The organism is Paenibacillus sp. FSL R5-0701 (genome assembly GCF_037973995.1).
In the GTDB taxonomy this organism is placed as follows: Bacteria; Bacillota; Bacilli; order Paenibacillales; family Paenibacillaceae; genus Paenibacillus.
The window spans coordinates 5,018,415-5,032,943 of sequence record NZ_CP150230.1; the positions used below are offsets into that span (position 1 = coordinate 5,018,415).

The window sequence follows — 14,529 nt, forward strand, 5'->3', positions numbered from 1 at the left end:
TCTTGGTCAACCTATTGATGAGCCCAATGCTCCCTCGTATTGCCTGGAATCTGATAATACATCTGGCTAATTTCCTTTTCCTGCTGATGCAGTTTCTTCACAAAATCCATAAAGGAAGTAGCCGTGCTTAACTCTCGTGCTACTGAGACAACTTTACCAAATAATTGGTGCTTATAAGCCTCTTCTTGCTGCATCTTGCCCACGAAATCACCATTCAGATAATTCAGAAGTTGTAGGGCCGAAGGCTTAAAGGATCCTGCACTTGGGATGTTCCCGATCAAGCCGATTGCTGCAGCGCCAACGACAACGGCCTGTGCCGCAATGGCTGGTGCACCTCCAAGCATACCCAAAACGGGGATCATGCCCGCCATGGCGACCGCTGCACCAAACAGGGAGACCTCCTTCATGTTAACCACGGAAGGCTGCATAGCAGCTGCCTCATATTGTTCAAGCGGAATAAGGGGCGGCTCCGGCGGCAAATCAGCTACCACGACCGGTGCCTTATGGCTGCCTTCTTGTTGAAGTAGTCCAGCACAAACATCAGCTTGTCCATCCAATATAAAGCTGCTTCCTCCGCCAAGAAGCCAAATTGCTTCAGGGGCGGTAGCTTTAATCTGACCTACTTTAAGCGATAGACTGCCACCCTGAATCGAGATATTACCTGCACTCTGCATCGTTACACCCTGGTCATTCAGTGTGATGACCAATCCAGCTCCAGCCTCTACGGTCACCTCATCCGATGACATACCAATAGATGGTCCGTCAGGGTGGCCCCACATTTTGTGTTGCGTTCCACCGGAAACCGAACGCTTGCTTTCGGGTACTGCATGACGAATATAAGCCTTGGACTCGCGACTTCCGGGAATGTACAGTTCTACCGTGTCACCAAGCTCTGGCATCAAGAGCAGATAGATCGTGGTTTTCGCATATGATGATCTTCTAGCATCATACGATGTGCAATGATGTGCAACCTGGACTCCATTCTGTTTATCCAAATCTTTAGTCATTTTTCTTATTACGTATCACTGAATATAATTCTTAAGACCTTGTGTATCATATGGTTGATCAAAGTTTTGACTTTTATTACGCAAGATTAACCCTTTCTAAAAAACCTCAAAACAAATAAGCCCCAGTCAAATAACTGGAGCCTGTCTGACTTAACTCTGAACTAAATATACAACTGGATATGACGCTCTTTTTCAGGAATATCTTCATCTTCTAGTAAATCCACTTCGGTTAGCGCACCCTCATGCTTAAGTTCGGCGATGAACAATGCATAGAAGTCTCCTGCTGTCGGATAGGAGAATAAACCATATCCTTTTCGAGAAATCAGCTTGTTTACCTCCCTAATTTTCTCAGGGAGATATTTGTAGTCAAACTCTCCCAACTCTTCTAGCTGATCTGCAGTTCCCAATTCGATATCATAGGCATACTCATAGTCTAAGATGTAATTGACGATTTCCTGATCCACTTCTCCTTTGTAGTCCAGAAATAAAAACCGTTTGGTCGCTAAGCCATGATTCAGCATACTATAATACGCCAGTGATTCATCCGGATCATTCAAAATTATGTCGATATCCTCTGTATCATCGAAAATTAACGGCACCAAATCTTCATCTGCCATGCAGTCTTCCTCCTCTCCTATTCAAACAGAACTCCATGGTGGTTTGGGATATACTCTGGATAGTTTTTGCGATAGAAGTCATCAATCATTCGTAAAACGGGATCCCATTCTGGATACGGTTCAGGATCTTGAATGTTCATTTTAGCCTCCGGTAAGTTCATCAGGAAATCATCAAAATGACTTGGGTTGGGCAGACCTTGTTTTTTTCTCACATGAAGCAAATACAAAATTTCATAAGGATAAAAAGCGTAATCATAATTTCCAAACTCAAGCGATTTTCCTAACTCTGAAGCAAGCGTGGAATGATGTTCGGACATTCTTCCAATTAAATGCGTAATTTCATCCACATCAGGTGTATTCCATTGTTCCAATACTTCTCTGTAGATTCCAAGTTCTTCGGGAATCAAGCCACATGGCTGTTCCCGATTTGTTAATGCGGATTTCACAGCCAAGTGAACATATTCATTAGTTCCCTCAATTTCTTGCTTGGTATGTTGGAGATATAACTCTAGTAAAAACCAGATATGTTGATTCCAATCATTCGCTTCCATTAAATTATCTCCAAGATATTTGACTATAAAATCAAAAAATATCTTTTCCTCTTTTACCCATCCGTATAAATTGAAGTGTATTAATGCGATGATGCTATACTCGAAAGAATAATCAATCAATTTCAGGCTCGGATAACGCTCTCTATAAATATGCCTACCCATGCACTGATAAAATTTTATTTGTTGGATTTTTTTTAGCGCACTTACATTTCGACCGTTTTTAATCAATACGTCATTTTTCCACACATCTAACCAAAAGGAAGATATATTATCCATATCAATTAATAGAATGTGATCTCTCTCTGTATCATTAATATCGATGACCTCAACAATCTCATTTTTACCTTCTTCGTATTCATTTACGGCATTACTACCAAAAAAGTTTTTGACATACCTTTTGTAGGCCAAATGCATTTTTTTTGAATTAACCATTGTGTTCTCCTTAAGTTTTATTTTATCTCCTTACTCCAATCTTTTACTTTTACAACATCTACTCCAAAACCAACCGAAGTTTTCGAAATATCAACCTCTACTCTGATATACTCAAACTCCAACCCTGGGTTATCTTTTAAAAGTTTCTTGTACTTTGCTTTAAAATCCGCAAAACTTTTATTTTTACGGCTTGACATCACTTCAAAATATTTAGCACCACCCAGTTTTTGCTCTGTTGAATAATTGAAATTTCCCCACTCGGAAGTCTTAGCCTCAATCATGGTTAATTTAGGAGGCGGACCTTTGGACAAAAAGGCTCCATCTATGCCGTTCCTACCAACTTGAAATTGATCGGAAATATCCTTACCCAGATTGTTGTTTATTGCGATTTTTTTCGCAACTTCCTCGCCAAAATCACCCTTATCATGATCATAATATTTTGTATTATCGATTTTTCGCTCATACCCTTCTACACTGGATAAATCAAATTTACTACTTATATCATCTGGAGTATCCAGTTGATTGATTGAATACCTTACTCCGTTGTCTTGACTGATCATCAGCTTATTTAAAAGTTGTGAGAAAACGAAGGTAATAAAAAAGAGGTCAATCATGGTGGTATCTGACCATAATTAACCTGTTTGATGTATAGGAATAGCGTTATTTAAATTATAAAATTAAAGCAATTGATTTGCGTACAACCGAAATGATGAAATCTTTATACGGGTATTACATGGGTTAGTTGTGTTATTGGTCGAATGATGGATGTAATCGGCACTGGGTAGTCCTACCAAAGAAAAATGGCATTTAATTCGCTTCTTCAAACTGCTTCATTTTTTCGATCTTTATTCTGTCATTCTCTTCTTGTGGAATATTATTCAGATATTTACTTTCCCAATATTCTAACCTGTCTGAAGGGCCAAAATTGGATTCTCCCCATTTTGTATAGTCGTATATTATATTTAATTTTCCTTCAGATGTAAGTTTCATGGTTATTGAAAACCAAGGCTCTTGTCCATCTTCTATAAATATATTTTTTAGATCATTGGTAACTTTCAACAACTTTCTCATAGTTTTTTTATATATTTCTGAATTAATATTGTAATTCTTCAAAATATCTCGGCAATAAACATAATCATGTTTATTTATTGGTTTGAAGAAAAAGAAAACACCCCCTTCTCCATTTTCTACCTCGCCATTAAAATAAAAATTTTCCCAATCTTCAGGTATCAATTCATTTATTGTTTCTGCTATCTCTCTATATAAATCATTCATCTGCTGTTCCATTCTACTAACCTCCCGGTTGATTCTGTATTGTAATAGTAACTTCTTTTTTCTTCCCTATTTGGTAAGTTACTTCGAATGAATGTGGTCTCATTGAACTTCCTGAATAGACTGGTTCAATTTTCACAGTAACTTTTTTAGGTGGTACTTCATTCAGAGCATTCGCCCATTCAGTTTCCATTTCATACCATTTTCCGCCACTTCGATTAATTTGGCTATTCTGTGGCACTAAGTTATCGATATCCTTTGGTCCTTTAAACTGTGCCCCTATCAAGTGTCCACCATCGTCATCAGGTAACCTACCTTGCCCTTTTCCTACCGTCCTCTGGGCATATTCACTACGGTCTCCTTTACCAAGTACAAGTGCTCCTTCACATTCAATAATACGCCCTTGACTGTCCGTACGATAATTATAACCATCTGGTGATGTGTATTCTATATTTGGTTTTAAAACTTTTTTTCTATTCTTTCTTGTAAAATGATCTCCATACTTAACTGTTTCATAGACTATTGGTGGCGGTATAACAGCTTGTCCCGTCCCCTCAGCCTCTGATTCACTTTCTTGTCTTTCTTCCTCTTCCCTTTTACGTTTTTCCTCCTCTTTTTTCTTTTTATCATCTTTTCCTTTTTTCTTCGATGAATCTTGTTTCCACTGATTATGACTGTTGGGAATCTGATTATCTTTCTTGTTAGCGCTAGATGAGCTTGTTCCTTCACCCTCGCTCGACTTTTTCCCTGTACCTGTATTTGATCCTGCAGTATCCGGTTCTCCGGATGTTTGGGTCTTCTTACTGGTATTCGGAGTTGGATCCTCTATCTTGCCACTACCTGATGATTCTGTTCCTTCACCATCGCCAGGCTTCTTCCCTGTACCTGGACTCGATGCAGTAGCATCCGTTTCACCCGATGATTTGGACTTCTTACTAGTATTCGGTGTCTGACCCGTTTTCTTGCCACTGCTTGGTGAGTTTGTGCCTTCACCGTCGCCAGACTTCTTCCCTATACCTGGACTCGATGCAGTAGCATCCGTTTCACCTGACGATGAAGACTTCTTACTGCTGCTCGGGGTCTGATTCGGTTTCTTGCCATTGCTGGAGGAACTTGTTCCTGCCCCGTCGCTTGACTTATTCCCAGCGTTCGAGCTTGTTTTCCCTCCAGAACCCACTTCCCCGGCAGTCCCCGACTCTTTGGGCTTGTTTTTTCCCAAGTTGCCCCAAGGCTGAAACCGGATGACCTGGTTCGCTTTATAATAATCGCTGACGGCTTTAACCATCACATCTTTTGACTTTTTCACAAATGTCTTTGTTTTACTTGTAGCCGGTTTGTCTGTCGTCGTTGTTCCTTTAGAAGCAGCACTTGGAGAACCTGTTGTTCCTGGATGGTCTGAGGGTTCGGGTACACCTGAAGAACCCTTTTTCGTGCTTACTCTGCCCGTAAATCCATTGAACTCCCCGTCCAATCCTTTCATAGTCATCTCGTGTTGCTCGAATTCACCCATCAGGGTAGATAATTCTTCTTCGCTCATGGGAGCCATAATTCGCCGGGCAAGATACTTCTTCTGTTCGACCGTCAGATTCTGTTTCTGCCAGTAATTATAGTCACCCATTTCCTCGGCGGTGATGTCTATTCTTCCGATATCTCGAGCAATGCCGTTATGATAAGGGCCAAAAAAGAGTTCATATTTAATGTCATTCTGCTTCACATCCCCATAATACACGAGTGCTTCCTTCAACTCTTGGTCAACCTGTTGATGAGCCCAATGCTCCCTCGTATTGCCTGGAATCTGATAATACATCTGGCTAATTTCCTTTTCCTGCTGATGCAGTTTCTTCACAAAATCCATAAAGGAAGTAGCTGTGCTTAACTCTCGTGCTGCTGAGACAACTTTACCAAATAATTGGTGCTTATAAGCCTCTTCTTGCTGCATCTTGCCCACGAAATCACCATTCAGATGATTCAGAAGTTGTAGGGCCGAAGGCTTAAAGGATCCTGCACTTGGGATGTTCCCGATCAAGCCGATTGCTGCAGCGCCAACGACAACGGCCTGTGCCGCAATGGCTGGTGCACCTCCAAGCATACCCAAAACGGGGATCATGCCCGCCATGGCGACCGCTGCACCAAACAGGGAGACCTCCTTCATGTTAACCACGGAAGGCTGCATAGCAGCTGCCTCATATTGTTCAAGCGGAATAAGGGGCGGCTCCGGCGGCAAATCAGCTACCACGACCGGTGCCTTATGGCTGCCTTCTTGTTGAAGTAGTCCAGCACAAACATCAGCTTGTCCATCCAATATAAAGCTGCTTCCTCCGCCAAGAAGCCAAATTGCTTCAGGGGCGGTAGCTTTAATCTGACCTACTTTAAGCGATAGACTGCCACCCTGAATCGAGATATTACCTGCACTCTGCATCGTTACACCCTGGTCATTCAGTGTGATGACCAATCCAGCTCCAGCCTCTACGGTCACCTCATCCGATGACATACCAATAGATGGTCCGTCAGGGTGGCCCCACATTTTGTGTTGCGTTCCACCGGAAACCGAACGCTTGCTTTCGGGTACTGCATGACGAATATAAGCCTTGGACTCGCGACTTCCAGGAATGTACAGTTCTACCGTGTCACCAAGCTCTGGCATCAAGAGCAGATAGATCGTGGTTTTCGCATATGATGATCTTCTAGCATCATACGATGTGCAATGATGTGCAACCTGGACTCCATTCTGTTTATCCAAATCTTTTGTCATTTTTCATATTTTGTTTCACTGAATATAAATCTTAATGACTTTATGTATCATATGGTTGATCAAAGTTTTGACTTTTAAAACGCAAGATTAACCCTTTCTAAACCTCAAAACAAATAAGCTCCAGTCAAATAACTGGAGCCTGTCTGATTTATCTTTGAACTAAATATACAACTGGATATGACGCTCTTTTTCAGGAATATCTTCATCTTCTAATAAATCCACTTGATTTAGCGCACCCTCATGCTTAAGTTCAGCGATGAACAATGCATAGAAGTCTCCTGCTGTCGGATAAGAAAATAAACCGTAACCTTTTCGAGAAATCAGCTTGTTCACCTCCCTAATTTTCTCTGGTAGATATTTGTAGTCAAACTCTCCCAACTCTTCTAGCTGATCTGCAGTTCCCAATTCGATATCATAGGCATACTCATAGTCTAAAATGTAATTGACGATTTCCTGATCCACTTCTCCTTTGTAGTCCAGAAATAAAAACCGTTTGGTCGCTAAGCCATGATTCAGCATACTATAATACGCCAGTGATTCATCCGGATCATTCAAAATCATGTCGATATCCTCTGCATCATCGAAAATTAACGGCACCAAATCTTCATCTGCCATGCAGTCTTCCTCCTCTCCTACTCAAACAGAACTCCATGGTGGTTCGGGATATACTCTGGATAGTTTTTCCGATAAAAGTCGTCAATCATTCGTAGAACGGGATCCCACTCTGGATACGGTTCAGGATCTTGAATGTTCATTTTAGCCTCCGGTGAGTTCATCAGGAAATCATCAAAATGACTTGGATTGGGCAGACCTTGTTTTTTTCTCACATGAAGCAAATACAAAATTTCATAAGGATAAAAAGCGTAATCATAATTACCAAATTCAAGCGATTTCCCTAACTCCGATGCAAGCATGGAATGATGTTCGGACATTCTTCCAATTAAACGCGTAATTCCATCCAAATCAGGCGTATTCCAGTGTTCCAATACTTCTCTGTAGATTCCAAGTTCTTCTGGAATCAAGCCACATGGCTGTTCCCGATCTGTTAATGCGGATTTCACAGCCAAGTGAACATATTCATTAGTTCCCTCAATTTCTTGCTTGGTATGTTGGAGGTATAACTCTAGTAAAAACCAAATATGTTGATTCCAATCATTTGCTTCCATTAAATTATCTCCAAGATATTTGACTATAAAATCAAAAAATACCTTTTCCTCTTTTATCCATCCATATAAATTGAAGTGTATTAATGCGATGATGCTATACTCAAAAGAATAATCAATCAATTTCATGCTCGGATAACGCTCTCTATAAATATGCCTACCCATGCACTGATAAAATTTTATTTGTTGAATTTTTTTTAGCGCACTTACATTTCGACCGTTTTTAATCAATACGTCATTTTTCCACACCTCTAACCAAAAGGAAGATATATTATCCATATCAATTAATAGAATATGATCTCTCTCTGTATCATTAATATCGATGATTTCAACAATCTCATTTTTACCTTCTTCGTATTCAATTACGGCATTACTATCAACAAAGTTTTTGACATACTTTTTGTAGGCCAAATGCATTTTTTTTGAATTAACCATTGTGTTCTCCTTATGTTTTATTTTATCTCTTTACTCCAATCTTTTACTTTTACAACATCTACTCCAAAACCAACCGAAGTTTTCGAAATATCAACTTCTACTCTGATATATTCAAACTCCAACCCTGGGTTATCTTTTAAAAGTTTCTTGTACTTTGCTTTAAAATCCGCAAAACTTTTATTTTTACGGCTTGACATCACTTCAAAATATTTTGGACCACCGAGTTTTTGCTCTGTTGAATAGTTGAAATTTCCCCACTCGGAAGTCTTAGCCTCAATCATGGTTAATTTAGGAGGCGGACCTTTGGACAAAAAGGCTCCATCTATTCCGTTCCTACCAACTTGAAATTGATCGGAAATATCCTTACCCAGATTGTTGTTTATTGCGATTTTTTTCGCAACTTCCTCTCCAAAGTCACCCTTATCATGATCATAATATTCTGTATTATCGATTTTTCGCTCATACCCTTCTACACCGGATAAATCAAATTTACTACTTATATCATCTGGAGTATTTAGTTGATTGATTGGATACCTTGCTCCGTTGTCTTGACTGATCATCAGCTTATTTAAAATCTGTGAGAAAAAGAAGATAACAAAAAAGAGGTCAATTACGGTAATAACTGACCATAATCAACCTATTCAGTGTAACGAAATAGCTATGAAATTAAAGCATCTAATTTTCTTACAACCGAATGGAGGAATCTGTACATGGGTTATATTTGATATTGGTTGAATGATGATATAATTCCACTAACTAATATTTAAAATGTAAAAATAGTTCACTCGGCAGACCGATTATCTAGCGCATCCAAGATTTCATCACTAATATCTAATGGTTCCTTTTCATCCCAAGCAACATCTGCAATTATAATAGAATTACCATTTATATATAAATATCCTTCCCTTCTATAAAAAAAGCCACCCCTTTCATATAGCTTTATTGCTGGCTCAAACAAATCCTTATTATCCATAGCTATTGGATTTTTTTCATCAATAAGAGCGCATAATTCAAGGTAACTCGTAACGAGAGCTTTGTGGTAAGAATTATTTATTTCATTCAGTATTTCAATCATTTCAATGTTTTCTTGTGGCTCAATGATCGAATTTGAAATCATAATAAAAGGAGGTATACAAGTACCTGGATAATTCTTTAAAAATTTGGTTGCTCTTCTTAAATATTCTCTACACAAATAACTCTGTGACACGAATTCCTTTTCTCCAAGACAACCCCAATCTATTAAGGAAATACGTTTAATTGCCTGACTTAAATATCCCACATTCATTCTCCTTTTTCTCTTTCTAATTGTTTTTCTATTTTACCTTGTTCTTTAAGATTATAGCTAAACGCCCCATCAAACTCACCTCTAGGTTGAGGCTCAGCTGCATCGTGTGCTCCTGGAGGATCAGAACCAAAGGTATTCGAGTCAGAATTGTATGCATTAGGGTTTTTATATGGATATCCTTGCTTCATAAGTTTAATTTCCGTAAGTTCATGTTTAATCATTTGTTGTAACCACTCTTTTTGTGAAAGTGTTAACGCTTTCTCTTTTTGTGCTTGCTTCCATGCGTAACCAAAATCAGCATCTGGAGTAAAGTGACCTACTCGATAGCTTTTATCACTCAATGGTATTTTATGTGAATCAAGAAAAATGTGTTGCTTCACTGCCCTTATTTCTTCTACTGATAAACCAGTATTTTTTGCAACCTGTTCAATATCTTCCATACCCACACTTCTGATCTCATCATAGTGCTTTGATGCAAGCCTATGATTTGCTTCATCAGGTATAGTTTCAAAAGTCGGTTTATAATTATCTACACGGTTGTACTTACTCCAATCAATCTTTGGAATATTAACTGAATCTTTACCCGTCCCCTCAGTGCCTTCCGTATTTCCCTTCGGTTTATTTGTATCCTGTTCTCCCTCTGGTTTTGGTGGCTTGGGTGGTTTAGTATCCGCTTCAGAATTACCCTCAACCTTATTTGGCAGAGATTTCTTCCATGAATTCACTTCATTTGGAGTAGCATTTTTTTCTGGATTCGTCTTAGTTTCGGTATCTTTTGGTTTCTGTTTTGGTGGCTTCTGATCACTACCCGCTTGGTTAGGTTTAGTTTCAGGTTCACCTTCTGTTTTACCACCAGAACTTGCTTGTCCCGTTTTTTCGACTTATCCCCGCTCCAATCGCTTCCTCCCCCAGAAACGATCCTCATTTTCTGGCCGTCTGTCCATTTCTTCTTTACAAATGTCGCTGCTTTTTTAAATCCGTTACCAACAACTTGCATGACCTTTCCTTCAATGTCTGGCGTCCTGACCCTTAGATTACCACCAGTCATCGTTCCGTTCTCTATTAAATCGCGATGCATTTCATAATCGTAGATCATCTCTACGAACTTCTCATCGCTAATCGGATTGTAAATCAACTGTGTCAGATATTTCATCTGTTCCAATGTCAGGTCCTGACGCAACCAAAAATCATAATGTTTTACTTCCTCGACGGTAATATTATGATATATGCCCGCCCTGTCTAATGCCCATGAAATTTCTTGGTAATAGGGCGAAAAGAAGGTTTGATGTTGAACATCGTCTTTCTCCACACTCTTGAAAAATTCCAGCGACTTCTGCAAGTCACGTTGGATTTTTTCACGCGCCCACTTCTCACGGAAGTAACTCGGAATCTGCTCATAAGCAAGGCTAATCTCCTTGTTCTGTTGTTCCAACTTCTTAAAGAAATCGGTCACCGAAGTCGATGTGGTCAGCTCTTTGGCGGCCGTCAGCATTTTACCCAGCATCGTCCATTTCGCTTCGTTCTCCTGCTGTTGGAGCTCAGCAAAACCATTCGTAAATCGGTCCAGCAAATTCAGAGCCGAAGGCTTGAAGGAACCTATCTTCGGCACGCTCGCGATGAGACCCGTGGCAACGGCAGCAATACCTACGCCGATGGCTGTCTGGGCAGCAATCCCCCCTAGAGCTCCCAGGATCGGAATCATAGCAGTGATGGCCAACGCAGCTCCAGCCAACGATCCATCTTTCGGATTCGTCGTTGATGCCTGCGTCACTGCAGCAGCCTCTGCGGCTGCTGCGGCCTGAGCCGCTTCGTACTCCTCAATCGGCATCAGCGGTGGCTCCGGCTCCGGAGGCAGATCCGCCACATGAACAGGCGCTTTGTTGCTGCCCTCCTGTTGCAATAGACCTGCTCGTACGTTGGCCTCCCCGTCCAAAATGAAGCTACCACCCCCGTCAAGCAGCCATTAGTTATTTTCGACACGCAAAAAGCTCTCTCCAACTCATAAATCAAGTAAGAAAGAGCTTTTGAATGTTAATCAAATGTTTGAATCATTTAATGTTGGGTTCGTTGGATATGGTTGTGCTATACGATTTAATTAGCCTGGTATCAAATTGCAACATCTTGGTATCCTACATCAGCTATTTCTTCATCTAATAAACGCAACCCTAAACCATTCTCTGAATCCCATGTGCAATTAAAAAGTATTCCAATATCTCGACCTTCTCTTATATCGCCATATGGGACCACAATTCCATCTAGAGCAATCATCTGAAGAATTTGGTCGGTTGTATCAACTAAAGGATAATTCTCATTAAGAGCAATATCATAACCTAGTTCATAACGCTTTTGTTGATAATATTCTAAAATTGGTTGCAAGAAGCTTTGCTGCAATTGATCCCAATTTTTCATTAATGCTTGATATGCCAAATACTGTTCTTCATCAAATCTACCGTCCTCATCCCCTTTAACAATGAGTGATATTTCGGTTTCATTTCCAAGAAAATTAATAGTAGTGCCCTTAGTCCAAACATAATCAAATTCGAGTTCGCCAAAAACTGAATCATTAATTTTCATTTTAAAATCTCCCCCTATTATTTTTTCGCAAATCCTCCAGGTTCAAACGCACCCGCATTTATTTCCCCAACACCGCCAAGATGTCCAAATGTACTGTTTATCTTTGTTGGGACAAGTTGCATTGTATTAACATCATTTAACTCATGCCATGTTAATTTATTTTTATCTCTGTATTTTTCTATATCTCTTGCTGTAATTCCACCAGGCTTCATGCCAAATTGACTTGCTAATTCTGGAGAATTATTAAGCTGATCAGCTAGCTTCTTATCTGACTGTGCAAAATTATACGTTCTGGCTTTTCCTCCATAAGTTCCTTTGCCACCTAGCATATATTCGATTTCTACTTGCGCTTTTGCTACAGGTGAAAGATCAGGTACAGCATTCTTATAATCTATACCATCAATCCCTGCTTCGTCTAATATTTTCTTCAATTCAGGATCAGGTGGTGGCTTAAGAGTACACTTAGTTTCGCCCCTAGTTCCTTCAAAACCAACTCTTGGATTCCCAGGTGCAGGTGTCTGATTAAGTCTTGCTTCATAAGAACTGGCAAATTCAGTTTGCTTGAAAGCAGGCGGAGTATCTTCACCTTTTCCCGTCCCCTCAGTGCCTTCAAGTTTATCCTTCGGTTTATTTGTATTCTCCTCTGGTTTTTTCGTTTCGGATGATTTAGGCGGTTTCGTATCGGCTTGCGGTTTACCTTCGCCCTTTTTCTTAGATGGAGATGGCTTCCACGTATTCACTTCATTCGGCGTTTCATTTTTTTCTGGTTTCGTCTTCGATGTCGTGCTATTTTTCGGCGTTGTCGGTACATTAGGTTCATTCATTTTCGAAGAAGGTATGCTATCCGAATTTTGTTTCGGTTTCGACGGGTTCCCTACAGGTTTGGAGGTCGATCCTGTTTCACTGTTTGCTGTCTTACTGCCTCCAGAAGCAGCCTCGCCCGTTTTGTTCTTCTTGTTATTGCTCCAGTGACTTCCTCCACCCGACACGATCCCCATCTTCTGACTGTCTTCCCAATACTTTCGGACAAATGTCTTCACTTTGGGCACGATGGACGAAGATGGGCTCATGTTCACTTTAGGCGGCGTTGTCTCACTTGCCTGTGGATGTCGGCCTTGGCCTAAAAAACCAGCTGCCTAACCTCCTCTGCCCTTAAAATTAAATTCCGCATCCAGGCCTTTTTTACATTTCGTCATTTGATTTTCTAGCATCATACGATGTGCAGTCATGAGCAACCCGGACTCCATGCTGTTTATCCAAATCTTTTGTCATTTTTCATATTTTTTCACTGAATATAAATCTTAAAAACTTTATGCATTATATGGTTGATCAAAGTTTTGAATTTTAAAACGCAAGATTAACCCTTTCTAAAAAACCTCAAAACAAATAAGCCCCAGTCAAATAACTGGAGCCTGTCTGACTTATCTTTGAACTAAATATACAACTGGATATGACGCTCTTTTTCCGTGCGTACAAACAAAATAGCGAAATCTTTTATACGGGTATTACATGGGTTATATGTGTTATTGGTTGTATGATGGAGTCATTCGGCACTTGGTAGCTGCTCCAAGCTTGAATCTGTTAAAGAGTGTACACAATCTATTTTACAGACTTGGGCAGTTAACTCCCATTGCGGCAATTTATAAATCAGAATAGTAACTCCAAAAATAAGTTATTATTGTAAAAATTATTTACAAATTTAGTAACTGCTCATATATATTAAACAACTATTCAAAACCAATTACAATCCATTCATCTACATAGCTCCAAAAATTTATATTATAATTCGGTTGTCTTTTTGATGACCAAAAAGTCGCATTATTATTATTACAATTTTGATAGTCTATTACTATATACGTTCCCATACCATTTGTGAAAAAACCAAAAGATGATTCTAAATTAATCCCGATGGGTTCTTCTAATTCATCAATTATCCCCCATTCTAAATCTTCGTCTCCTAGAAACGTTACAGACTTGATAGGAACTAGCCCCATAGATTCACTAGCATAGTAATAAAAACCATTGTGAACTTCTTCATAGAATTTTTGAATTAAGTTGGGCATTTTTTCCCAAACTTCACGTAATTCATTATTGTTAAATTGATCCTGTGGATTACGTCCCTCGTAATATAGTATGTTTCCCTTAGAATTTTTGATTGTATATAGAACCGAAAAATCCTCACCTGATTGCATTAATTCAACATCTACAAGAAATTCGCTTAAATAAGATATTGTGTTGCGTAATTCTATCCGTAAATATTCTTTCCAAATTCCTAGAATTCTTTTTATTCTGACTGTGCTATCTTGTTCTTTAAAAATATCATACCAATCATCTGGAAGTTGGTTAATTGCAATACTACTGATGTCTTCATGAGTAAGCAATCTTATCTCTTGGTTATATTTTCTTAAATGCTTCAGTTTATCATCCATTGAAATTTTCAA

At 39.5% G+C, this 14,529-nt stretch carries 14 protein-coding genes and 1 pseudogene; all 15 read right to left on the reverse strand.

All coding sequences use genetic code 11. From position 1 onward, the window contains the following. Window positions 1-11: 11 nt before the first annotated feature. Window positions 12-1,007: a hypothetical protein gene (locus MKZ13_RS22170; RefSeq protein ID WP_221821886.1), complete on the reverse strand. Its 996-nt coding sequence runs from the start codon at window positions 1,005-1,007 to the stop codon at window positions 12-14. Window positions 1,008-1,168: 161 nt separating this feature from the next. Continuing rightward, on the reverse strand, window positions 1,169-1,624 hold the full coding sequence (locus tag MKZ13_RS22175) for a hypothetical protein (RefSeq protein WP_221821884.1): 456 nt from the start codon (window positions 1,622-1,624) through the stop codon (window positions 1,169-1,171). A gap of 17 nt (window positions 1,625-1,641) precedes the next feature. Further along, window positions 1,642-2,607: a hypothetical protein gene (locus MKZ13_RS22180; RefSeq protein WP_221821883.1), complete on the reverse strand. Its 966-nt coding sequence runs from the start codon at window positions 2,605-2,607 to the stop codon at window positions 1,642-1,644. A 17-nt stretch (window positions 2,608-2,624) separates the two neighbouring features. Then, on the reverse strand, window positions 2,625-3,221 hold the full coding sequence (locus MKZ13_RS22185) for a hypothetical protein (RefSeq protein ID WP_221821881.1): 597 nt from the start codon (window positions 3,219-3,221) through the stop codon (window positions 2,625-2,627). 193 nt (window positions 3,222-3,414) lie between these two features. Continuing rightward, window positions 3,415-3,894, reverse strand: coding sequence for an immunity protein YezG family protein (locus MKZ13_RS22190; protein WP_154897029.1), 480 nt, complete (start codon window positions 3,892-3,894; stop codon window positions 3,415-3,417). A 4-nt stretch (window positions 3,895-3,898) separates the two neighbouring features. Then, window positions 3,899-6,631 (reverse strand): DNA/RNA non-specific endonuclease, encoded by a 2,733-nt coding sequence (locus MKZ13_RS22195; RefSeq protein WP_339178216.1) that lies wholly within the window; start codon window positions 6,629-6,631, stop codon window positions 3,899-3,901. Between the two features lie 159 nt (window positions 6,632-6,790). Further along, window positions 6,791-7,246, reverse strand: coding sequence for a hypothetical protein (locus MKZ13_RS22200; RefSeq protein ID WP_339178219.1), 456 nt, complete (start codon window positions 7,244-7,246; stop codon window positions 6,791-6,793). Window positions 7,247-7,263: 17 nt separating this feature from the next. Next, window positions 7,264-8,229: a hypothetical protein gene (locus MKZ13_RS22205; RefSeq protein ID WP_339178221.1), complete on the reverse strand. Its 966-nt coding sequence runs from the start codon at window positions 8,227-8,229 to the stop codon at window positions 7,264-7,266. A 17-nt stretch (window positions 8,230-8,246) separates the two neighbouring features. After that, complete coding sequence (locus tag MKZ13_RS22210) at window positions 8,247-8,789, reverse strand: hypothetical protein (RefSeq protein ID WP_339178224.1); 543 nt, start codon at window positions 8,787-8,789, stop codon at window positions 8,247-8,249. 221 nt (window positions 8,790-9,010) lie between these two features. Next, complete coding sequence (locus MKZ13_RS22215) at window positions 9,011-9,508, reverse strand: hypothetical protein (protein WP_339178226.1); 498 nt, start codon at window positions 9,506-9,508, stop codon at window positions 9,011-9,013. A gap of 2 nt (window positions 9,509-9,510) precedes the next feature. Continuing rightward, complete coding sequence (locus MKZ13_RS22220; RefSeq protein WP_339178229.1) at window positions 9,511-10,239, reverse strand: hypothetical protein; 729 nt, start codon at window positions 10,237-10,239, stop codon at window positions 9,511-9,513. Then, the gene (locus MKZ13_RS22225) at window positions 10,236-11,447 is read right to left on the reverse strand and encodes a hypothetical protein (protein ID WP_339178232.1); all 1,212 of its coding nucleotides are present in this window, start codon (window positions 11,445-11,447) and stop codon (window positions 10,236-10,238) included. The genes MKZ13_RS22220 and MKZ13_RS22225 overlap by 4 nt, the downstream gene beginning before the upstream one ends. Before the next feature lie 173 nt (window positions 11,448-11,620). Beyond that, a complete protein-coding gene (locus tag MKZ13_RS22230; protein ID WP_339178234.1) occupies window positions 11,621-12,088 on the reverse strand; it encodes a DUF2004 domain-containing protein in 468 nt (155 codons plus the stop codon). Window positions 12,089-12,105: 17 nt separating this feature from the next. After that, window positions 12,106-12,702, reverse strand: a pseudogene (locus MKZ13_RS22235) (HNH endonuclease); the annotation flags it as partial. Window positions 12,703-13,815: 1,113 nt separating this feature from the next. Next, window positions 13,816-14,517 carry an SMI1/KNR4 family protein gene (locus tag MKZ13_RS22240; RefSeq protein WP_339178236.1) on the reverse strand — a complete coding sequence of 234 codons (702 nt, stop codon included), beginning with the start codon at window positions 14,515-14,517 and terminating at the stop codon, window positions 13,816-13,818. Between the last annotated feature and the right edge of the window lie 12 nt (window positions 14,518-14,529).